Source organism: Clostridium neonatale, assembly GCF_001458595.1.
GTDB classification, from domain to species: Bacteria; Bacillota; Clostridia; order Clostridiales; family Clostridiaceae; genus Clostridium; species Clostridium neonatale.
In genome coordinates this window covers 711,428-732,864 of record NZ_LN890328.1, presented here as the reverse complement: position 1 = coordinate 732,864, position 21,437 = coordinate 711,428, and the positions used below count along the sequence as shown (strand labels likewise).

The following is a 21,437-nucleotide window of genomic DNA, read 5'->3' as shown; positions in this document are numbered from 1 at the left end:
TATGATATAAATTATGAATTGCTCGTATATTAATCATATGACTATTTTCATATTAAAATTTATATAAAAAGCTTTATTGGTTACCATAATCAATAAAGCTTTTATAGAATAAACATATTAAAAACATACAATATGTTTATCATAATAATATTTTCTTTTATCCTTATTTATATGTCAGAAAACTCCTTTAATATTTTATTTTTAATTTCTGCACTTCTGTCTTCAATTTGATAAGAACTATTTTGGCTTTCTTCATCTTCTAATAAAATATTAGGTAATTTTATCACAAATTCTGCTCCAATTTCATCGCTATCTTTTAGATAAATCTCACCATCGTGTAAATCCACTATAGATTTGACCAAAGATAAACCTATTCCACTTCCTTCTACATTTCTCCTAAATGACTTATCTACTTGAACAAATCTTTCAAATACACTTTTTCTAAATTCTTTTGGAATTCCTATTCCATCATCTTTTACAGTTATAATTATATAATCTGTTTGCTTTTCAAGTTTTACAAGTATATTTCCATTTTCTTTTGTAAATTTTACAGCATTAGAAAGCAGATTTAAAATTACTCTTTCTATACTATCTGCATCGCAACATATTTCAATTACTTCACAATTTGTATCAAAAATTATATTTCTACCATTTGTCTTTTCATATTGTGCTATTGATAAAGTTATATCTTCAATTAAACTCACAATTTCACAATTTTTAAAATTCATTTTAAAACATCCCACATCGAATTTGGTTATATCTATTATATTATCAATAAGTCTTAGCATTCTCGAAGAATTTTGTGTTATTGTATTTTCATATTTATTATAATATTTCAAAAATTCATCCTTATCGGAACTGCATGCTTTTAATAATTTAGTTGTGCACATTATTATATTTAAAGGAGTTTTTAGTTCATGTGATATATTGGCAAAAAACTGTGTTCTCATTTCTTCTTCTGCTTTGAGCTTGTCTACTGCATTCTTTTGAATCACAACTTCTGAATTTAATTCCTCATTTTCTTTAAATTGAATTATTATTTCAAAAAATAAAGTTAATATTATTCCTAAGAAACCTAATGATAATACAACCCTATTTAAAATATACATTCTATCAAGATTTTTATATAAATCTGCATTTAAAAGAATTCTACTTAAAAACATAATATCTATACTTATAAACGTTACAAAATAATTGAAATTCTTTTTTCTAAAATATTTGCGGCACATCTCAACTAGCAATAAATATGTTAAAAGATTTATTAAATTTTTTATAATATGTATGCTTTCTCCCCTTACTATCTGAATATGTTCCTTAAAAATAAATAAATCTAGCTTTACACCACCTATAGTTATAATTATTATGAACAATATTCCAAGTAATGTATGTTTATATAAGTATCTATTTATCTTATTCTTATCGTATACCATAAGATACATTAAAATTGTTCTTATAATTGATCCAAATCCAATTGAAGCAAAATTTAAATTAACTCCAGCAAAAAAATTTATATTTTCAATAAAACTTAAATGATTTGTCATTAAGAATTCAACATATATTGAAATGTAATTTAATGAAAATATATAGAAATATTCATCTTTATGTATATAATAGTACAATACAGAACAAAAAATAGATATAGCTCCTACCACATAGATTATTCCATTTATATCTCTTAAAATAATACTATTTGATAAATTTAAATTATTTGCAGCAACAACACTAATTTCATATAATAATCCCAAAATAATAGTATGTAATAAAAAAATTATTATAAAATGTTTATTAATAGATTTCTTCTCTTTGATTGATTCTTTTGTTTTTTTCATATATCGACTATCTTCCCTACTAAACCCATTTTTTATTGATATTATAACTTATTTTTTGATTTTTATATTATTTTCTTCGTATTTTCATTATATCACTAATTTTCATTATAAGAAAATAAATAAATTTTTATTATAATACATATTTTATCTTTCTAAAATTACCTGTCTTGAAATATAGTATCCAAATAATTCTAATTTTTTTAAAATTATAGTCAATAAAAAGCATCCTTAATATATTTAAATAAATTCATATATTAAAGATGCTTTTTAACTATATTTACTAGTATGAAATTTGTTCTTTAAAAAAATCTTTTATTGATTTCTTATTTTTATCATTTCTAAAATCACTTAAACAATAAATTGATATTATTATGATACTTTATTTTTTAATCTTAATTTATCAGCAATGATTGCTATAAATTCACTATTTGTTGGTTTACCTTTTTCAGTATGAATAGTATAACCAAATAATTTATTTATAGCATCAACTTGACCTCTGCCCCAAGCTACTTCTATAGCATGTCTTATTGCTCTTTCAACTCTTGAAGCTGTTGTGTTGTACTTTTTAGCTATTGAAGGATAAAGTTCTTTTGTTACAGCACTTAATAGCTCCATATCGTTTACCACCATTGTAATAGCTTCTCTTAAATACATGTATCCTTTAATATGAGCTGGTACACCGATTTCATGGATTATGTTTGTAATTTCTGTTTCTAAATCAATTGGTGTTGTTGATTTTGTCTCATTTGATAAAATTGATGAAGATGATGTATATTGTTGTGTATTCATTCTTGTATTATTTTCTGATTCTGGAGAATTATTAAACATTTCTCTTATTCTCTTAGTGAACACTTCCATGTCAAATGGCTTTACTGTATAATAATCTGCGCCTAAAGTTATTGCTTGTTGTGTAATTTTATCTTGACCTACAGCAGATAAGATTATTATTCTTGGGACTTTTTCAAGTCTCATAGTATTTATTCTTTCTAAAACACCTAATCCATCTAAATGAGGCATTATAATATCTAGAATAACTAAATCTGGCTTTTTTTCTTCAATTAATTCTAATGCTTCTCTACCATCCTTTGCTATTCCAATAACTACAATATCCTTTTGATTTAATAAGTAGTCATTTAAAATACTACAAAATTCTTTGTTGTCATCGGCTATTAATACTGATATTTTTGAATTTTCCATTTTTCGCTCTCCTTTATGAATAATGTATATTTCCCTCAAATCATATTGAAATAATCTTATTTTATAAATCATTTCTACACATTGTTAGTGAATTCTTTTTATGAGGGTATGTATCCGTATATATTTTATTGTTTAAAAAATATATTTAATTTTTTTAATCGGAAATGTTTTTTCTATTATATTCTCGCTATCTTCCACTATTTGTAAATTATACACTTTTTTTCGCAAGAAGTAAATACTTATTTTAAATTTTCTCATATAATTTAGATTTTTTTATTATATTAATCAATATATTCTTATTTATGTATAAATATCCTCATTTTTATATTATATAATATTTTTCTGTAGAAAAACATAACTTAATAATAAAAACTATATCATTCTCATAATATGATATAGTTTTTATTATTTATATTATTTTATTATACCTGCATCTTGTAACATCCATTCTATATATATCCCATATCCAGTATCAGGTTTATTAACCAATACATGTGTTACTGCTCCAATCAATTTTCCATTTTGAATTATTGGACTGCCACTCATTCCTTGAACTATTCCACCTGTTTTTCCTAGTAATTTTTCATCTGTAATTTTTATTACCATACTTTTTGAGTCAGGCGCATTTTGGTCCATTAATTTTTCTATCTCAATATCATATTCTTGAGGTCCATTTTCATCTATTGTTGTAACAATTTTAGCTTTTCCTATAGTTATTTCATTTTTAAATCCCACAGGTATCAATGTACACTTTTGATTTAATGTATTATTATTTTCTATCTTCCCATATATCCCACTTTGAGTGTTTTTTTCTATATTTCCACAAGGATTATCTTCATTTACAAATACTCCTCGTAACTCTCCTGGAGAACCTTTTTCTCCTTTTCTTACGCTTATTATAGACGAATCTAATATATCACCTTTCTTTATTAAAAATGGTTCATTAGTATCGCAATCTGTAATAGGATGGCCTAATGCTCCAAATTTACTACTTAAAGGATCATAAAATGTCATTGTTCCTACACCAGCTGTTGAATCACGCACCCATAAACCTATTTTATAATCTTCATCATCTTCTTTTTTACATTGTATTGTTTTAGTTAAATTTTGATTGTGTCTTAAAATATCCATCTTTAATAATCCATTATCAGATTCTTTAATTATTTTTAATAAATCTGTAGCATTATATACTTCTATGTCATTTATCTTTAGAATTATATCCCCAATTTCTAAGCCTCCTAATTTTCCTGGACTTTCTTCTTTATTATTATTTATTTCTATCTCACTATATCCAACAACTATAACACCATCGCTACTGACTCTTACACCAATTGGAATACCTCCAAGGCTAACTTTAAGATTATCTACCTTTTGAACCTCAATTGATTTTAAAGGAATCATTCCTAGTAACTTTATTTCATATTTATTATCACCATTTTCATCTTTAGCTATTGTATTTCCAAGTGGTGCAAGTGAAGATACAGAAATATTATTAGTATATATTTTGTCTGGTAGATTTATAACTGTTACAGTGGGGACTAAAATTAGAATTAGGATTAGAGTTATTATAAAACCTATTATTCTATTTAAATTTTTCTTCATTTTTTCTCTCCTCCTTTGCTTCTTGATTTTAATTTTCCCACTAGACATGTCTCTTATCCTATAAGAAGTATGTTATTAGATACAAAAAATTTACGTCATACTAAAATTTAATAATAATGTTTATGAATTTTTAGCCAAAAAAATAAAACCACATCGTCATATGGTTTTATTTTTACCAAAATACATCACTATATGTATTAATTTATTTATTTATTTTTTATTTCAATTTTTTTTAAATCACTAAGCTTAATCATTTCTCTTACATTATTCAATGTAGCTTCTGTGACCTCATCTCCTGAAAGCATCTTACTTATTTCTATTTCTTTTTCTTCCTTTAATAGCACTTTAATTTCAGTAAATGTTTTATTATTATTTACTTTTTTCATTACAAAGTAATGATAATCTGATAATACAGCAATTTGTGGAAGATGAGTTATACATATTATTTGATGTGTATTAGATAATTGATACATTTTTTCACCAACTCTTTGTGCAACTGCTCCACTTATTCCAGTATCAATTTCATCGAAAATTAATGTTGGAATTTTATCCTTTTCCGCAAAAACACATTTAAGAGCCAGCATTATCCTTGAAAGTTCTCCACCTGAAAGGACTTTTTCAAGTGGCATAAGCGGTTCTCCAGGGTTTGTTGAGATAAAAAATGTAACTTCATCAAAACCGCGTTCATTAAAATTATCTTTTATTTCAACCCTTATTTCCATCCTAGATTTTTCCAAGCCTACAAATTTCAATTCACTTAATATATTTTCTTGCAATTCTTTAGCCTTTTTACTTCTTATTTCATGAAGTTTTAATGAAATCTCCTTCATCTTATTTATTATTATAAGTTCTTTTTCCTTTAATTCTTTTATTATCTTCTCTGAATTAATTATTTCATCATATTCCCTTTTTATCTTTTCATGATATTCAAGAATCTCTGGAATACTCGGCGCATATTTTTTCTTATATTGATTAATTTCATATATTCTGCTATTAACTTTTTCTAACTCATCATTATCAAATACAATCTCTTCAGCCATATCACGTATCTCACGAGAACATTCTTCTAGTGTATAAAACGCACCTTCAATTGATTCCTTATTACTTTTAATTTTCTCAAAATGATTTTCTATACTTGAAAGTTCATGTAAAACTTTTGAAAGAGAATTTATAACTGTAAATTCTTCATTATTATTAAGCAAATTATGAGCCGAAAGCAAAGCATTATTTATCTTTTCTGCGTTTGCTAATATATTATATTCTTCTTTTAAATTTTCCTCTTCATTTTCTTTTAATTTTGCTTTTTCTATATCTTCAATTTGAAATTTTAAATAGTCTAATAATTTTTCCCTGTCTTCATTACCTTCAATTCTTTTTATTTTATCTTGAACTTCTAAGAGCTTTTCTTTTTCAAATGTAAATTTTTTAATTATATCATATATTGATTCACCAATAAAATCATCTAATTGAACTATATGTGTTGCTCTTTGAAGCAAATCTGCATTTTGATGTTGTCCATGTATATCTAATAGTTTACATCCAAGCTTTCTAAGTTGTGATGTAATAAAGCTTTTTCCATTTATTTTTATAAGATTTTTACCATTTTGATGACTTTCGCGACTTACAATAACAATATCATCATATTCTATATCCAGTTCTTCTAATATCTTTTTTATACTATCATTTTCTATCGTAAACAAAGCTTCAACATAGGTTCTTTCTTTGCCAGTTCTAATTAGACTCTTAGAAAATTTTCCTCCAAGAACAAAATCTATAGCATCTATCATAATAGACTTACCTGCGCCAGTTTCACCTGAAAGAATATTAAAACCTTCGCTAAAATCAATTGTCATTTCTTCTATCAATGCAAAATTTTTAATGTTTAACTGAATTAGCATTTAACCCCACCTTTAGATTTACAATGATATTCTACTTCTTATTCTAGATGCTAATTGCTCAGCACCTTCAAGAGTTCTTACCATGATAAAAATAGTATTATCTCCTGCAACAGTTCCAGCAATATCCGCATTTTCAAGCTGATCTATTGCTTCTGCTGTTATTGGACCTGATCCTGTTATTGTTTTTACAATAATCATTTTATCTATATTCTCTACAGAAAGAACAGTGTTTGATAAAATATTACTTAATCTATCTATAATATTTTTTTGCTCTCCTGAAGAAACAACATACTTAGATTTTCCACTAGCTGATTGCATTTTTATAAGTTTTAAATTTTTAATATCTCTAGAAACTGTTGCTTGTGTTATATCAAATCCTTCTTCTTTTAGTGCCTCTGCTAATTCTTCTTGAGTTTCAATTTCTCTAGTTCCTATTATTTCTAATATTTTCGCATGTCTTTTTGATTTCAAATTTCATCACCATCACATTCTTTAGAGTTATTTAAAATCTTGCTTCTCAAAACTTTAAAGTAATCATAGTCGTCAAATAAAAGTAATTTAACTTTCTTTTCATATTTACTTATTTTAACCGAATTTTTTTGATTCACCTCAATAGCTTTTTGACCATCTACTGTTAAAAATATTTTTTCTTCTCCATTTTCTGCATATATTTCAATTATACTATCACCTTTTAATACAATTGTCTGCATACTTTTTGTATGAGGACATATAGGAGTTATGGTTATTAGTTCTAAATCTGGATAAATAAAAGGACCTCCTGCAGAAAATGAGTATGCTGTAGAGCCTGTAGGCGTTGCAATTATAAGTCCATCACCTTTAAATGTTGAATACAAATTACCATCAACATATATCTTAAATTTAACCATTCTTGATAATGTTCCTCTTGCTAAAACTATATCATTTAAAGCTTTAAATTTTTCTACTTTGGAATCACACATTATATGTGCACTTAAAAGCATCCTGTCTACTATCCTATAGCTTCCTTCTTCAAGTTTTGTAAGTGCTTTATCTATATCTGATATATCCACACTTGATAAAAACCCCAAATTTCCAATATTTATTCCAAGAATTGCACCTTTAAAATCTTCTTTTAAATTTCTTGCAATTCCAAGGAGTGTTCCATCGCCTCCAAGAACTACAAGTAAATCAATGTTGCTTATTTCCTGCTTATCTATATCAAAACAATTAAAAATATGTATGTTATCTAAATTAAACTTCTCTCTAAGCTTATCAACTACCATATTGAGTATTGTACTATCCTTATCTTTTGAAGGATTTATTGCAATTCCTATATTTTTCATAGCCCCTCCACAGAAATTAGATTTCTATATGTGATGCTTCTACCACACTTTCTACATCTTCTCTTTTAAACTCACTTATCTTCGCTTTATCTTTTGTAAAATAAACAAGGTATTCTCTATTTCCTTCCGGTCCTTTAATTGGTGAATAATTTACACCTAAAACATTTAAATCTTGTTCTAGTAAATAATCAACTATTCCATATACAACTTCTTTATGTGTTTCTTTTTCACGTACAACACCTTTTTTCCCGACCTTTTCACGCCCTGCTTCAAATTGTGGTTTTATAAGTGCCACAACTTCTCCGCTTTCCTTTAATAAATTCAATGTTGCAGGCATTATTTTTTTAAGTGATATAAATGATACATCAATAGATGCAAAATCTAAAAGTTCCCCAATATCATCAGGAGTAACATATCTTATATTAGTTCTTTCCATGCAAACAACTCTCTCATCAGTTCTAAGTTTCCATGCGAACTGTCCATATCCTACATCAACTGAAAAAACCTTACATGCACCATTTTGAAGCATACAATCCGTAAAACCACCTGTTGATGCTCCTATATCCATACAGACTTTATTCTCTAAAGATATATCATATTCATTCATTGCTTTTTCAAGTTTAAGGCCACCCCTGCTAACATATTTTAAAGTATCTCCTCTATATTCTATGTTAGCATCACTATTTACCTTTTCACCTGCTTTATCTACTTTTTGTCCATCTACATATACTTTTCCTTCCATTATACAAGCTTTTGCTTTTTCCCTGGAAGAAATTATATTTTTTTCTACTAAAAGTACATCAAGTCTTTCTTTTTTTCCAGCCATATTTATCTCCTTTAATCATAAAGTGCTAAAATCTCTTTGCTTATATTCTCAAAATCTAATTTATGCATTTTGTATAATATATCTAAATTACCCTGATGTACAAAATCTTCATATCCAAGACATTTTACCTTTTTATTAAAATTAGTCTTGCTTAAATAATCAGTTATTGCACTACCTAATCCACCTTGAAGCATGTTGTCTTCTATTATTAATATATTATATTCCTTTTGAGCAATTCTATCTAGCATTTCTTCATCTATGGGTTTAATAAATGTAGCATTTATTAGATCTACATTTACACCTTTTTCATATAGCATATCTGAAGCTTTTTTAGCATGTTGAAGCATTCTTCCACCTGCAATAACACAAACCTTATTTCCCTTAGAAATTAACTCCCACCTACCTTCTTTAATATCTTTTAGTGGTTCTAAAGTATTTATAAGATCTCCACCTCTTGGATATCTTATAGCAACAGGTTTATTCAAACTTAATGCGTATTTTAATAACATATGGACTTCGCCTAAACACTTTGGTTGAATTATTGTCATATTAGGTATTGTAGAAAGAAATGAAACATCCATTATTCCCTGATGAGTTTCACCATCTTCTCCAACTATTCCTGCTCTGTCTATTGCAAAAACTACCGGTAGATTTTGAAGACATACATCATGTATTATTTGATCATATGCTCTTTGCAAAAATGTAGAATAAATAGCAACAATAGGTTTTAAACCATTGCTAGCCATTCCAGCAGCCATAGTTACTGCATGTTCTTCTGCTATTCCAACATCAAATATTCTATTTTTAAATTTTTTTGCATAACAACTAAGTCCTGTTCCTTCTGGCATAGCTGCAGTAATAGCTACGATTTTTTTATTTTCTTCACTTAACTTTATAAGTGCAGTTCCAAATGCTTTCGAATAACTATTTTTCTGAGAAGCTATCATTTCTCCACTATCTAGATTAAATGGACCTACTCCATGATATTTTATTGGACTTTCTTCAGCTAAAGCATACCCTTTTCCTTTTTGGGTTATTGTATGTATTATTACTGGTCCTTCAACCTCTTTTGCTTTACATAAAACATCAGCCATAGTACTTATATCATGACCATCAATTGGGCCTATATACTTTACTCCCATATTTTCAAACAACATTGATGGTACAACTAGCTGTTTTATGCTATCTTTAACTTTAGATATTTTTCCAGCAATATTCTTTCCTATTTCACTATGTTCAAGAGAAGCATTTATGTCTGTCTTTAATTTATTGTACTTAGGTGCCATCCTTATATTATTCAGATATTTTGAAAGCCCTCCTACATTTTTAGAAATAGACATTTGATTATCATTTAATATTATTATGAGTTTAGTTTTATTAAATCCGACATCATTGAGTGCCTCAAGAGCCATACCACCAGTCAGTGCGCCATCTCCAATAACAGCTATAACATTGTAATCTTCATTATTTAAATCTCTTGCACGTGCAATTCCAAGGGCTGCTGAAATTGAAGTGCTACTATGTCCAGTATTAAAAAAATCATACTTACTTTCATTTCTTTTTGGGAAACCACTCATCCCATCATATTGCCTTAACTTTTTAAATCCTTCTTTTCTACCTGTTAGAATTTTATATACATAACTTTGATGCCCAACATCAAAAATTACTTTATCCTTTTTAAAATCAAATGCCTTAAACATACTTAATGTAAGTTCTACAACGCCTAAATTAGATGCCAAGTGTCCACCTGTTTTTGAAACACTGTCTATTAAGAATTCCCTAATTTCCTCACTTAGAGTCACGTATTCTTTATCATTAAGTTTTTTCAGATCTTCTGGGAAACTTAACTTATCTAATAACTTCATAATACCATTTCCTTTATTATTTTTCTCTATCTAACAATTTTTTTGTTAAGTTAATGAGGCAACTTGTATCAACACTTAAATCTTTAAGTATACTTATACACTCCTCTGTTAAATCTTTGCATAATTCTTCACATTTTTCAAGTCCATATACTGTAATAAAATTAGTTTTATTATTTTCTTCATCAGCATGAACATTTTTCCCTAGTATATTAGTGTTTCCCACAACGTCTAAAATATCATCTTTTATTTGAAAAACTAATCCTAATTTTTCTCCATATTTATTTAATAATTTCAAATCATTTTCAGGCGCATCTGCAAGTGTTGCACCTCCTAATATTGAAGATTTTATTAAAGCCCCGGTCTTATTTAAATGCATATATTCAAGTTCATCTTTAGAAATCTTTTTTCCTTCAGAAATAACATCAACAACCTGCCCACCAATCATACCTTCTGCACCTGCTGCTTTTGCAATTTCATAAGATGCTTTTAACGCATTCTTAGAATGCTCTAATGAATATTTCATCATAATAATCATAGCTTCATTTAACAAGCTATCTCCAGCAAGAACTGCGATATTTTCTCCAAAAACCTTGTGATTTGTTGGTTTTCCACGTCTTAAATCATCATTATCCATGCAAGGAAGATCATCATGTATTAATGAGTATGTATGTATCATTTCTATAGCTGCTGCCATTTCAATTACACTCTTATATTCTTCTTTATATATGTAATAAGACAACATAAGTAAAAGAGGTCTTATCCTTTTTCCTCCGATATTTAGACTATAGCTTGAAGCATCATATATAATTTTATTATAGGTGCCCTTTTCTTTGAAATAATTTTCTAAATATATATTAATTTCATCTATTAAAGCATTAATCTCTATCACTATCTTTAAACTCCATTTCTTTTTCTTCTTTTATTACAGAAATTTTGCCTTCATATGAATCTAGTGTCTTGTAAATTTTATTTACAAGTTTAACGCCTTCTTCATATGATTTCATAGCATCTTCAAGATTATATGTATCCCTTTCTAAGTTTTCAAGTATAACTTGAAGTTTATTCATCATTTCTTCATAGCTTTCCTTTTTAGCCATAATTAAAACTCCTTATCTGATGGCATAAATTTACCTTCTATCTTTCCATCCTTAAAAGTAATCTTTAATTTTTTTTCTTCTTTTAATTGTTCTTTACTTTTTATTAAGGTATCATCATCTTCTATTATAGCATATCCTCTAGAAAGTACATTTACAGGATTATGAGCTATTAATAAACTATTTAAACTTTCTAACCTTTGTTTCTCTGTATTTAACTTTGTTTTCAATGCAAAATCCAGTCTATCTTTAAGTTTATCAACTTCTAAATAGCAATTTTCTATCTTTGATAAAGGAGAATGTATTTTTAAAATCCTTTCCATAGAAATAATCTCGTTTTTGCAATTTTTAATTTTATTATAAATTGTATCATCTAAATATAATGATATTCTCTCGATTTCCTGTTTTATATCATTTTCAAGTGGCACAGCAATCTCTGCACCTTGAGATGGTGTTGCCGCCCTAACATCACTTACGAAATCACATATAGTAAAATCCACTTCATGTCCCACAGCTGAAATTATTGGAAGGTTAGAATTATAGACTGCTTCTGCTAAAGCTTCTTCGTTGAAATTCCAAAGTTCTTCTATTGAGCCGCCACCACGGCCTACTATTAGTAAGTCAACATTATTCTTTTCATTAAAATATTGTATTCCTTCAATTATTTCTTTATAAGCTCCTATCCCTTGAACCTTTGCTGGATATAAAACTATATCCACCATACCATTTCTTCTCTTAATAACATTAATTATATCTCTTATGGCAGCTCCTGTAGGTGAAGTTACAACACCTATACGTCTTGGATATTTAGGAAGTTCTTTTTTATTATAAAATTCAAAGTATCCTTTTGATTCAAGTTTCTTTTTAAGCTTTTCAAATTTAATAAAGAGATCTCCTATACCTTCCTTATTTATTTCTTCGCAATAGATCTGCATGCTTCCTGTAGCAGGGTAAATAGAAGCTTTTCCTTTAACTACAATTTGCATACCTTCTTCTAAATCAACATCTAAATACATTGCCTTACTTTTAAACATAACACAATTTATTTTACTGCTTTCGTCTTTAAGAGAGAAATAAATATGACCGCTACTATGAAATTTTAAATTAGAAATCTCCCCTTTTACAGAGAGATTGCCTAAAATAAAATCATTATCTATAACTCGTTTAATATAATTGCTTACTTCTGTTACAGTTAAAGTTTTAATATTCATGTTTTTTTAACGCCTCACATGCATTATTTATTAAAAGTGTAGTAGTTAAGGCCCCAACTCCACCTGGAACTGGTGTTAAAAGACTACACTTATCTATTACTTTATCAAAATCAACATCACCAGTTATTTTTCCTTCAAACCTTGAAGTTCCAACATCTATTACTATTGCATTACTATCTACATAGCTTTCATCTATAAATTTAGGTTTACCTATAGCAACCACTAATATATCTGCTGCCTTACATACTTCTTTTAAATTTTTAGTTTTTGAATGACATATAGTAACTGTTGCATTTTCATTAAGTAATAATTGAGCCACTGGCTTACCTACTATATTACTTCTTCCAAGAACAACAACATTTTTCCCTGTTATATCCACATTTAAGCTCTTTATTAATGTAACTACACTATTAGGAGTACACGGTAAAAAATTTGGTTCTCCCATGTATAGTTTTCCCTGACTTTCAAAAGTCAAACAGTCTATATCCTTTTCTACACTTATTTCTTTTATTATTTTCTTCTCATCAAAGTTACTCGGAAGAGGTAACTGTAGAATAATCCCTTGAATATTATTATCCATGTTTAGTTTATGTATTTCTTTGATTACTTCTTCATCAGAAGCATCTTCATTTATCTTTATTTTTAAAAATTCTACACCTAGAGATGTTGCCACCTTTTCTTGTGCTTCCATATAATAAATGGATCCACCATCGTTACCAACTAATATTGAAGCAATTTTAGGTATTTTTAAATTTTTTTCTCTTCTTTCATTCACAAATTCCTTTATGCTTTCTTTTAGCTTAAATGCAACTTCTTTTCCATTTATAATTTGCCCCATCTTTAACTCTCCCTCTTCTTTAACTTAGTTTTTATTTTTAATTTTATCTAAAACCCCATTAACAAATGATACACTTTTTTCATCAGAATATTTTCTTGTTATTTCTAATGCTTCATTTATAGCCACATTTGTTGGTATCTCCTCATCAAATAATAATTCATATGCAGCTAATCTTAAAATACTTAAATTAACTTTTGATATTCTATTCATTTTCCAATTATGTAAATTTTCTTCTATAGCTTTGTCAATGTCTTCTTTCTTTCCTTCAACACCATATATTATCTTTCTAAGATAATCTAAATCTATATCTTTTATATTACCTTCATAATTTTCAGTGAAATTTTCTATTGCATCACTCGCATTATCCTTAGTTAAAGTCATGCTAAATAATATTTCCATTGATTTTTCTCTTGATAATTTTCTATTCATGTAATCCTCCTAAATATGTATCATACTGTTTGCACATTATAATTATACACACTTTTATGTTCTTTTAAACCATTAAGCATGGAAACACCCTCTGAAAGTTTCAGAGGGTGAAAATAAATTTTAGACTGTTTCACTTTCTTCTTTTTTAGGTAAGTAAATGTTTTGAACAAAAATATTTACAGATTCCACCTGTAATCCAGTCATAGCTTCTACTGTCTTTTTAACATTTTCTTGAACTTGAGAAACTAAATCCATAATCTTTTTCCCATACTCAACAGCAACATTCATATCAATAATTGCTTTATCCTCAACTAATGTTACTTTAGTTGCTTTTGCAGTACCTTTTTTACCTTTAAATATGTTTGTTATGTTTCCTGCTACTCCATTTTGAGCATCTATAACTCCTTCAATTTCTTGGGCTGCTATTCCTGCAATAACACTTACTACCTCATCAGAAATCTTAACAACTCCAATATTCTCATTTTTATTGAAATCTTCCATGCAATTTGGCCTCCTTAGTTTTGTAATAACAAAACATGCTAATCTTGTGTTTATTATATCAAATATGAATTAACATTACAAACATATTATTTTTGAACTTCTATTATAACATCCTTAATATTTGATACATTTTGTACAATTTCTTGAATATCTACGCTATCTTTTTGTTCTATTGGTTTAGAACTTTTAATTATTACTGTTGCTTTACTATCTTCAAGCATACATAAAGCATCTTCATATCCTTTATTTTTAATTCCTAGTTCTATTCTGCCTTCATTATCTTTAACCATAGTCTTTTTAGTTAATTCTTTAGTTGCATCATCTTTCTTTTCTTGTGATGTGTTTTCATCAGAAATTATTGCCTTTAAACTTTGTATTGTTGATGAATCTTGCTGTTCTCTTAAACTTCTTGATTCATAAAAATAATTTGTTTGATTTAGAGCTTCTGTATCCTCAGTGTTTTCCACATTTTGAATATTTTCTGATGATAATACCTGGCTTAAATCTGTCGGATCATTCAATCCTCCCTTATTAAGCTTTGCAGCTAACATCCCTACACATAATATTAATGTTAGCAAAGTAAAGATAATCCCACATTGTTTTTTTGTCATAATAAATTCCTCCCATCCTTTTTCCTTTATCATTATATGCTATTTCTTCATACTATATACGTTAACCTTATCTAAACTTAAGTCATATAATTTAGAAATAGCTTGCTCAATCTCATACTTTGTTTTACTATTTTCAGCACCTTCTGCAACCGCTATTACACCTATTACTCTAGGCTTATATGTTGTCAATATAAATGGCTCATTATCCCCATCTTTAGTTGTCATAACTACTTTACTTCCATCTGTATTTTGATTATTTACTCTCGTTCCGCCAGATGTATCGTTTTCTTCAGTCTTAGATATTTGAGTGCTTTTATCATAAGCTGGTACCTTTTGTTCACCACTTTCAAATGTTATCATAACATCTACATCACCAACTCCCTCAATCTTCTTAAGTATATTTTTTAAATTATTTTTTTGATTTTCTTCATAATCTTCTTCAGTGTTTTTAACTTGCTCTACTTCATTTTGATTGTTTTTATAGTTTCCCGAATACATATTAGTAATAGAGTTATCCTTAGATGGTAATAATACATTTAAAGCAACTAACATAAAGCCCATAATAAGGCATATTACTATTAATGTATTCAAGCCCTTTTGTTCTAATATTTTTTTTAGTTCTTTCTTAAATTTGTCCATATGCCACCCTCCTTACCCTTCTAATTCATATATTTCTATCTTCTCTTTTGATATTTCAAGTTCATCAGAGATAAAATCTACTACCTCTTCATACTCATCACTGTCCTCTCTTTTATTATCTCTTTCAATTCCAATTTCAATCTTTTTTACTTTATTATCATTTATTCCTATTTTTAATTTTTTAATATCATATGACATAGAATTAAAATCGACATCACATTCAACTTCGCTTTTAAAAGTCATATTCTTAAACTTATCTTTAAGTAATTTATCACAGTTTTTATTAAAATTTTCTATAAAAGTATTTTTTATTGCTTCATTATCATTTTTTTTATTATTAAACACATTTATATCCTCTTTATATACTTCTTCATTTGAAATAGACCTTTCGTATTTAGAAAGCGTACTCAAAATGTTTTCTTCTCCATTAGATATAAAATTTAATATTGGATTTAATATAACAGTTATCAATATTAATCCTAAAATAAATTTAATATATTTTTTCATTTTATTATCTGGAGCTATTATTTCTATTGCACCTATAAATACAAGCATGCTTGTAAGTGTTGTAACTAACCCTTTTAAACTTTCTATGAACGTCACTTTATCTATCCTCCAATAATATATTTTCCTGAGGATGCCATAATAGCAATAAGAACAAAAAACATTAAACTTACTGTAAGAACACATGATGTTATAAGCGTCATTGATTTTCCAGCTGCTTCTAAAGATTTTGTTATTCTTGAATCGCTTATAGGCTCAATTAAAGCTCCACAAAGCTTATATATAAACGTCATTAAAACCAATTTTGTTATAGGATATAACATTATTATAATTATTATTAACAGTCCAATTGAACTTATTGCATTTTTTATAATTAAAGAATATCCAGCAACTGATGATATTGCATCAGAAAAAGCTTTTCCGACAATGGGAATAAAATTATCTACAGCAAATTTTGCAGTTTTTAATGTAACAGCATCTAAGGTGCTTGATGTTATTCCCCTTATGGTTAAAATACCTATGAATATTGTTACTATAGCGCCTTGAAACCACACTATGCATTGTTTTAATAAACTGCACAGATTCCCTATTTTATGTTCTTTAGATAAATTGTTTGCAAATTCTAACACAAATTGCATAAGAATCATTGGAATTATAACATCTGCATAAAGCTTTGGTATAAATACTACACATACAATGATAATTGGATCTAAAGTTGCTACCTGCATTGCTCCACCTGTAAGCCCAATCATTGTAACTAATATTGGAAGCAGCGCTGACATAAAATCTGAAATATTATTAATTACATCTTTTGCAACTGAAATTGACACTATAAAACTTTTAGATAAAATCATTATTATAATCGCATAACATGCATAAAAAGCTACTTCTGAAATACTTTCACTTGCAAATGACTCTTGTAAATTTTTAATAAGCGAACATAATACTGCAATAATAACTATTGAAAAACATAATTTTAATACTGTTCTTACTTCTTTAAACAAAACACTTAAAAATGCTTTTGCAAGAACTTCAAATGAAATAGTTCCATGTCCTTCTTTTATATAGGTTTGAATATAATCAATTGGATCTAAATCCTGCATTATTTCAACATCTGTTTTCATCTTATTTATATATTCATATAAAGACTCTATTTCACTTTGTGCCTTTCCGCCTATATCTTCTATTTGTGTTTCTGCCTGCTTATCTTTGTTATTATCTTCTGTTACCTCTCCATATACCTCGCGTATATAACCTCCGCCAAATGGCGGAAATAAACCAACTGTAATTATAATTAGTAAAAATACTGTTACTCTTTTTATCATCTCCATAGCAAACACCTACATTATTTGTAATATTGAATTTAATACAGCCATAAGTATTGGAACAGCTAAAAGCAAAATCATGATTTTTCCTGAAAAATCAATTTGTGCTGCTAAAGAATCAGCATTTGCATCTTTACATAACGCACTGGAAAATGACGCCAAATATGCTATCCCTAAAATTTTTAGTACGATACCTATATACACACTATCAATATTAGCCTTTTCTGCAACAGTTCTAACAAAATTTATAATTTCCTTAAGCGGCTCTATCATAACAACTAAAATCAAAGCTCCAGCTGTAAGAAATATAATTGGATTTAATTCACTTTTACTATGTTTTAATAAAAGAGTTATAAATAAAGCTACAAACGCCAGACAAATTACTTTTATTATCAGCATAATAATCACCTACATAACAAACATAGTTTTAACTGTATTAAATAAATCTCCTATTATTGAAACTATCATAAGTAATATAATAACAATCCCAGCAATATTTGTTATCGCTGCTATTTCGCCCTTTCCACTACTTGTGAGTACTTTATCTAATACTACAAGTAGTATTCCTGCTCCACCAATTTTAAAAAGTATACTAAAATCCTGCATTTAAACTCTCCCCTCCATAGAAATTCTTATTTTATATTAAAAATATAACTATCATAGCCCCTAAACACATACCTATATACCTATATAATTTTATGTTTTTCTTAGCAGCCTCATTTGCATCTTCTAAATGTATCTTTAATTCTTCTATTGTCATATTAAATAATGCTTCCTGCCCATATACTCCTGAATTTCCAAGCGACCGTAAAAAATCTCTCATTAGCTTCAAGTCATATTCTTCTAAATTAAATTCATTTCTTACATTTTTATATGATTCACTAGTTGCATCATATATGCTATCAATATCTCCTTCTGCAAGTCTATTTTTAGTATCATTTATTAAACTGCATATTGGCTCATCAGTTTTTCTATCTAAATTTCCTAATGCCTCTGTAAGTGGTGTAGCACATTGCAATACATCATTCTTTAAAAGCACCAAGGTCTTCAATATTTCCTTAAGCTGATTTTGCCTTTTTCTAAATGTCTCACCATACATGAATCCTATATAGGAAGTTATAACAAATATTCCAATTGAAAGTGCTAATTTAAACATTCTTTCTCACCTCCATTTAAGGAATATATATTTTCGATGGTTCCTACTCCCTCTCTATTACTAAGAACAATTACCCTTTCAATAACATTATTATTTAATAAGCCCGAGAGTACACGTCTTTTATATAAATCTTCTATTGTAAATCCATGTATTGTAGTTATTATATTTACGCCTGAATTAAAAGCTGCAGTAAGCGCCTCAACATCCCCCGTTGTTCCAATCTCATCGCAAATTAATACATCTGGTGATAAACTTCTTATTGCCATAAGAAGCCCTTCCCTCTTTAAACAATTATCCAAGACATCAGTCCTAACTCCCAGATCATTTTGAGGTATCCCCATAAAACATGCTGCTATCTCACTTCTTTCATCTATAACAACTACTTTTTTCCCATCAAATTTTTCTTTAACTATTCTAAGATTATTTATTCCATCTGATATGTTTCTGGCTATATCTCTTAAGATAGTTGTTTTACCGCATTTGGGTGGAGAAATAATAATTGTATTGTAGACTCTATTATTAGAAGTTATAAATTTCATTATTTTATCTGAAGTTCCTATAATCTGCCTTGATATTCTTATATTTACTGATGAAATATTGCGTATGGTTTTTACATAGCCATTTTCCATAACACATTCACCAGCTAATCCTATTCTATGTCCTCCTCTTATTGTTATAAAACCTTGCCGTATATCTTCCTCATATGCATATAATGAAAACCCAACTATTTTCTGAACTAAATTTTTCATTTCTTCCTTAGTTACTATATAGCCTGTATTACTTTCTCCAAATTTTGAATAAATTAATATTGGTTTATTTATTTTAATTCTTATTTCATAAATTTCTTCATATAAAATTCTATCTTTTAATCTATCACATAATTTATTTGGCAATACAGCTAATACTTCTTCAACATTATTCAAATTTACTTACTGCCTCCTCTCCTGTTCTCATACTTAATTAATATTTATGAAAGCATAAAAATATTACTTAAATATAAAAAAAATATGTAAATTAAAATCACTTAATTTTTAACATGTCAGTCACCATATATATTTATATTATTTTTAAAATATAAAAAGCCGTTATAAATACCTTAAGTACTTATAACGGCTCAGTTTGTAGACAAAAGAGGGTAAATGAAATTTGCATTTACCCCTTTTGCTATTATTAATAGAATTTTTTCTATATTTTTCATTAAATTAGCCAATAAATTGTCCGAACCGGTAGGCAATAATCCATTCCGATCCAGCCATGTGGCTAATTTTTTTAAATTCATGCATGCAAATAAGAGGTTAAGTTCCATCTTAACCTTTTTTATTCCACGATATTGTGTATATCTCATACCATGCTTTTCTTTTGCATCCGCAAATACACGTTCAATTGTTTGACTTCGTAACATATAGATTTCTTTCATACCTTTTATATGTCTTATATCTTCTACTTGCTCCATGTATTCTTCCCAAACATGCCTGCATATTACTTTTACATGATTTTTACTTTGAGTACATTGATTAAGAAATGGACAATTAGCGCAAGTCTTTTTGTTACTTTTATATTCTTTATAACCGTCTCTATTAGTTGTAGAATATTTTAATATTTGGTTATTAGGGCAAATATAACAATCATAGTATTCATCATAAGCATAGTCATATTTTTTGAAGAATCCTTGTTTAGTCATAGGGCGTTTATAAGGCATTATTGGTGTCTTTCCATCATCAATTATTTGCTTCGCAATCGCAGGGATTTTATATCCCGAATCTACAACAATACCATTCACATTGCTATGTTCTTTCTTAACTTTTTCATATATTCCCCAAAATGAAACTGAATCATGGACATTCCCAGGTGTCAATTCAAAGCCTAAAATATAGTTATTCTTATCGCAAGCTGTGTTAGCAGTATATGCAAATACTTTTTTATGTTCACCTTTATGAAATAATCCACTTTCAGGATCGGTAGTGCTTACTTTAATGTTTTTTTTTAATTCTTCTGAAGTTTCTTTTTCTTTAAGTGGTTTTTTATTATGTAATTCTCTGTCTTTATTAATTTCTTCTTTCAATGATTTTTCATATACTCTTGCAGATTCTTCAATAACTTCATTTCTATATTTATGAGTATTAGCATTAGCTTTTATATGTGTTCCATCTATAAAGATATTCTCATCATCAATAAAACCGTATTTATTAACTTCGCACAATATTCTTGCAAAGATAGTTTCAAATAAATCGGAATCTTTAAATCTTCTTGAATAGTTTTTACTAAATGTTGAGAAATGAGGTAATTGTTCATGCATGTTATATCCCAAATACCAACGATATGCAAAATTAACCTCAATTTCTTTAAGTGTTTGTCTCATTGAACGGATACCAAAAAGATATTGAATCATTACTATTTTTATCAAAACTACTGGATCAATGCTTTCGCGCCCGTAAGGCTTGTATAGATCTTTTACTTCATCGTAAATAAAACTTAAATCTATTGCTGCATCTATTTTTCTAACTAAATGATTTTTAGGAACAAGATCATCTAAACTTAACATTTCAATTTGTGTTCTATCTGCTTTCTTTTTAATTCCCATCATAATGAA

23 protein-coding genes are annotated in these 21,437 nt (G+C 27.8%); all 23 read right to left on the bottom strand.

Annotation, left to right across the window (positions count from 1 at the left end):
* Positions 1–167: 167 nt before the first annotated feature.
* Complete coding sequence (locus tag BN2920_RS10560; protein ID WP_058294969.1) at positions 168–1,829, bottom strand: sensor histidine kinase; 1,662 nt, start codon at positions 1,827–1,829, stop codon at positions 168–170.
* A gap of 369 nt (positions 1,830–2,198) precedes the next feature.
* Positions 2,199–3,026: a sporulation transcription factor Spo0A gene (spo0A, locus tag BN2920_RS10555; RefSeq protein WP_058294968.1), complete on the bottom strand. Its 828-nt coding sequence runs from the start codon at positions 3,024–3,026 to the stop codon at positions 2,199–2,201.
* Positions 3,027–3,440: 414 nt separating this feature from the next.
* The gene (gene spoIVB, locus BN2920_RS10550) at positions 3,441–4,628 is read right to left on the bottom strand and encodes a SpoIVB peptidase (protein WP_058294967.1); all 1,188 of its coding nucleotides are present in this window, start codon (positions 4,626–4,628) and stop codon (positions 3,441–3,443) included.
* 206 nt (positions 4,629–4,834) lie between these two features.
* Complete coding sequence (gene recN, locus BN2920_RS10545; RefSeq protein WP_058294966.1) at positions 4,835–6,526, bottom strand: DNA repair protein RecN; 1,692 nt, start codon at positions 6,524–6,526, stop codon at positions 4,835–4,837.
* A gap of 18 nt (positions 6,527–6,544) precedes the next feature.
* A complete protein-coding gene (locus BN2920_RS10540; RefSeq protein ID WP_058294965.1) occupies positions 6,545–6,997 on the bottom strand; it encodes an arginine repressor in 453 nt (150 codons plus the stop codon).
* Positions 6,994–7,848: an NAD(+)/NADH kinase gene (locus BN2920_RS10535; protein WP_058294964.1), complete on the bottom strand. Its 855-nt coding sequence runs from the start codon at positions 7,846–7,848 to the stop codon at positions 6,994–6,996. The genes BN2920_RS10540 and BN2920_RS10535 overlap by 4 nt, the downstream gene beginning before the upstream one ends.
* Before the next feature lie 16 nt (positions 7,849–7,864).
* Positions 7,865–8,674 carry a TlyA family RNA methyltransferase gene (locus tag BN2920_RS10530; RefSeq protein ID WP_058294963.1) on the bottom strand — a complete coding sequence of 270 codons (810 nt, stop codon included), beginning with the start codon at positions 8,672–8,674 and terminating at the stop codon, positions 7,865–7,867.
* Positions 8,675–8,685: 11 nt separating this feature from the next.
* Entirely contained in the window at positions 8,686–10,539 is a 1,854-nt protein-coding gene (gene dxs / locus BN2920_RS10525) for a 1-deoxy-D-xylulose-5-phosphate synthase (protein WP_058294962.1), read from the bottom strand.
* Positions 10,540–10,555: 16 nt separating this feature from the next.
* Positions 10,556–11,425, bottom strand: a complete 870-nt coding sequence (locus tag BN2920_RS10520; RefSeq protein ID WP_058296900.1) for a polyprenyl synthetase family protein — start codon at positions 11,423–11,425, stop codon at positions 10,556–10,558.
* Positions 11,415–11,636 carry an exodeoxyribonuclease VII small subunit gene (gene xseB / locus BN2920_RS10515; protein WP_058294961.1) on the bottom strand — a complete coding sequence of 74 codons (222 nt, stop codon included), beginning with the start codon at positions 11,634–11,636 and terminating at the stop codon, positions 11,415–11,417. The genes BN2920_RS10520 and xseB overlap by 11 nt, the downstream gene beginning before the upstream one ends.
* A 2-nt stretch (positions 11,637–11,638) precedes the next feature.
* Positions 11,639–12,844, bottom strand: a complete 1,206-nt coding sequence (xseA, locus tag BN2920_RS10510) for an exodeoxyribonuclease VII large subunit (RefSeq protein ID WP_058294960.1) — start codon at positions 12,842–12,844, stop codon at positions 11,639–11,641.
* Positions 12,834–13,682 carry a bifunctional methylenetetrahydrofolate dehydrogenase/methenyltetrahydrofolate cyclohydrolase gene (locus BN2920_RS10505; RefSeq protein WP_058294959.1) on the bottom strand — a complete coding sequence of 283 codons (849 nt, stop codon included), beginning with the start codon at positions 13,680–13,682 and terminating at the stop codon, positions 12,834–12,836. The genes xseA and BN2920_RS10505 overlap by 11 nt, the downstream gene beginning before the upstream one ends.
* Positions 13,683–13,706: 24 nt before the next feature.
* Positions 13,707–14,111, bottom strand: a complete 405-nt coding sequence (gene nusB, locus BN2920_RS10500; protein ID WP_058294958.1) for a transcription antitermination factor NusB — start codon at positions 14,109–14,111, stop codon at positions 13,707–13,709.
* 120 nt (positions 14,112–14,231) lie between these two features.
* Positions 14,232–14,612 carry an Asp23/Gls24 family envelope stress response protein gene (locus BN2920_RS10495; RefSeq protein ID WP_058294957.1) on the bottom strand — a complete coding sequence of 127 codons (381 nt, stop codon included), beginning with the start codon at positions 14,610–14,612 and terminating at the stop codon, positions 14,232–14,234.
* A gap of 86 nt (positions 14,613–14,698) precedes the next feature.
* Positions 14,699–15,223 carry a SpoIIIAH-like family protein gene (locus tag BN2920_RS10490; protein WP_058294956.1) on the bottom strand — a complete coding sequence of 175 codons (525 nt, stop codon included), beginning with the start codon at positions 15,221–15,223 and terminating at the stop codon, positions 14,699–14,701.
* A gap of 39 nt (positions 15,224–15,262) precedes the next feature.
* Complete coding sequence (gene spoIIIAG / locus BN2920_RS10485; protein WP_058294955.1) at positions 15,263–15,862, bottom strand: stage III sporulation protein AG; 600 nt, start codon at positions 15,860–15,862, stop codon at positions 15,263–15,265.
* A 12-nt stretch (positions 15,863–15,874) separates the two neighbouring features.
* Positions 15,875–16,465 (bottom strand): stage III sporulation protein AF, encoded by a 591-nt coding sequence (spoIIIAF, locus tag BN2920_RS10480; protein WP_307992925.1) that lies wholly within the window; start codon positions 16,463–16,465, stop codon positions 15,875–15,877.
* A 5-nt stretch (positions 16,466–16,470) separates the two neighbouring features.
* Complete coding sequence (spoIIIAE, locus tag BN2920_RS10475; protein WP_058294954.1) at positions 16,471–17,697, bottom strand: stage III sporulation protein AE; 1,227 nt, start codon at positions 17,695–17,697, stop codon at positions 16,471–16,473.
* A 9-nt stretch (positions 17,698–17,706) separates the two neighbouring features.
* Positions 17,707–18,090, bottom strand: coding sequence for a stage III sporulation protein AD (gene spoIIIAD / locus BN2920_RS10470; RefSeq protein WP_058294953.1), 384 nt, complete (start codon positions 18,088–18,090; stop codon positions 17,707–17,709).
* 9 nt (positions 18,091–18,099) lie between these two features.
* Positions 18,100–18,297, bottom strand: a complete 198-nt coding sequence (gene spoIIIAC, locus BN2920_RS10465; protein WP_058294952.1) for a stage III sporulation protein AC — start codon at positions 18,295–18,297, stop codon at positions 18,100–18,102.
* Between the two features lie 31 nt (positions 18,298–18,328).
* Positions 18,329–18,847 (bottom strand): stage III sporulation protein AB, encoded by a 519-nt coding sequence (locus BN2920_RS10460; protein WP_058294951.1) that lies wholly within the window; start codon positions 18,845–18,847, stop codon positions 18,329–18,331.
* The gene (spoIIIAA, locus tag BN2920_RS10455) at positions 18,835–19,770 is read right to left on the bottom strand and encodes a stage III sporulation protein AA (protein ID WP_058294950.1); all 936 of its coding nucleotides are present in this window, start codon (positions 19,768–19,770) and stop codon (positions 18,835–18,837) included. The genes BN2920_RS10460 and spoIIIAA overlap by 13 nt, the downstream gene beginning before the upstream one ends.
* A gap of 191 nt (positions 19,771–19,961) precedes the next feature.
* Positions 19,962–21,431, bottom strand: coding sequence for an IS1182 family transposase (locus tag BN2920_RS10450; protein ID WP_058294949.1), 1,470 nt, complete (start codon positions 21,429–21,431; stop codon positions 19,962–19,964).
* Between the last annotated feature and the right edge of the window lie 6 nt (positions 21,432–21,437).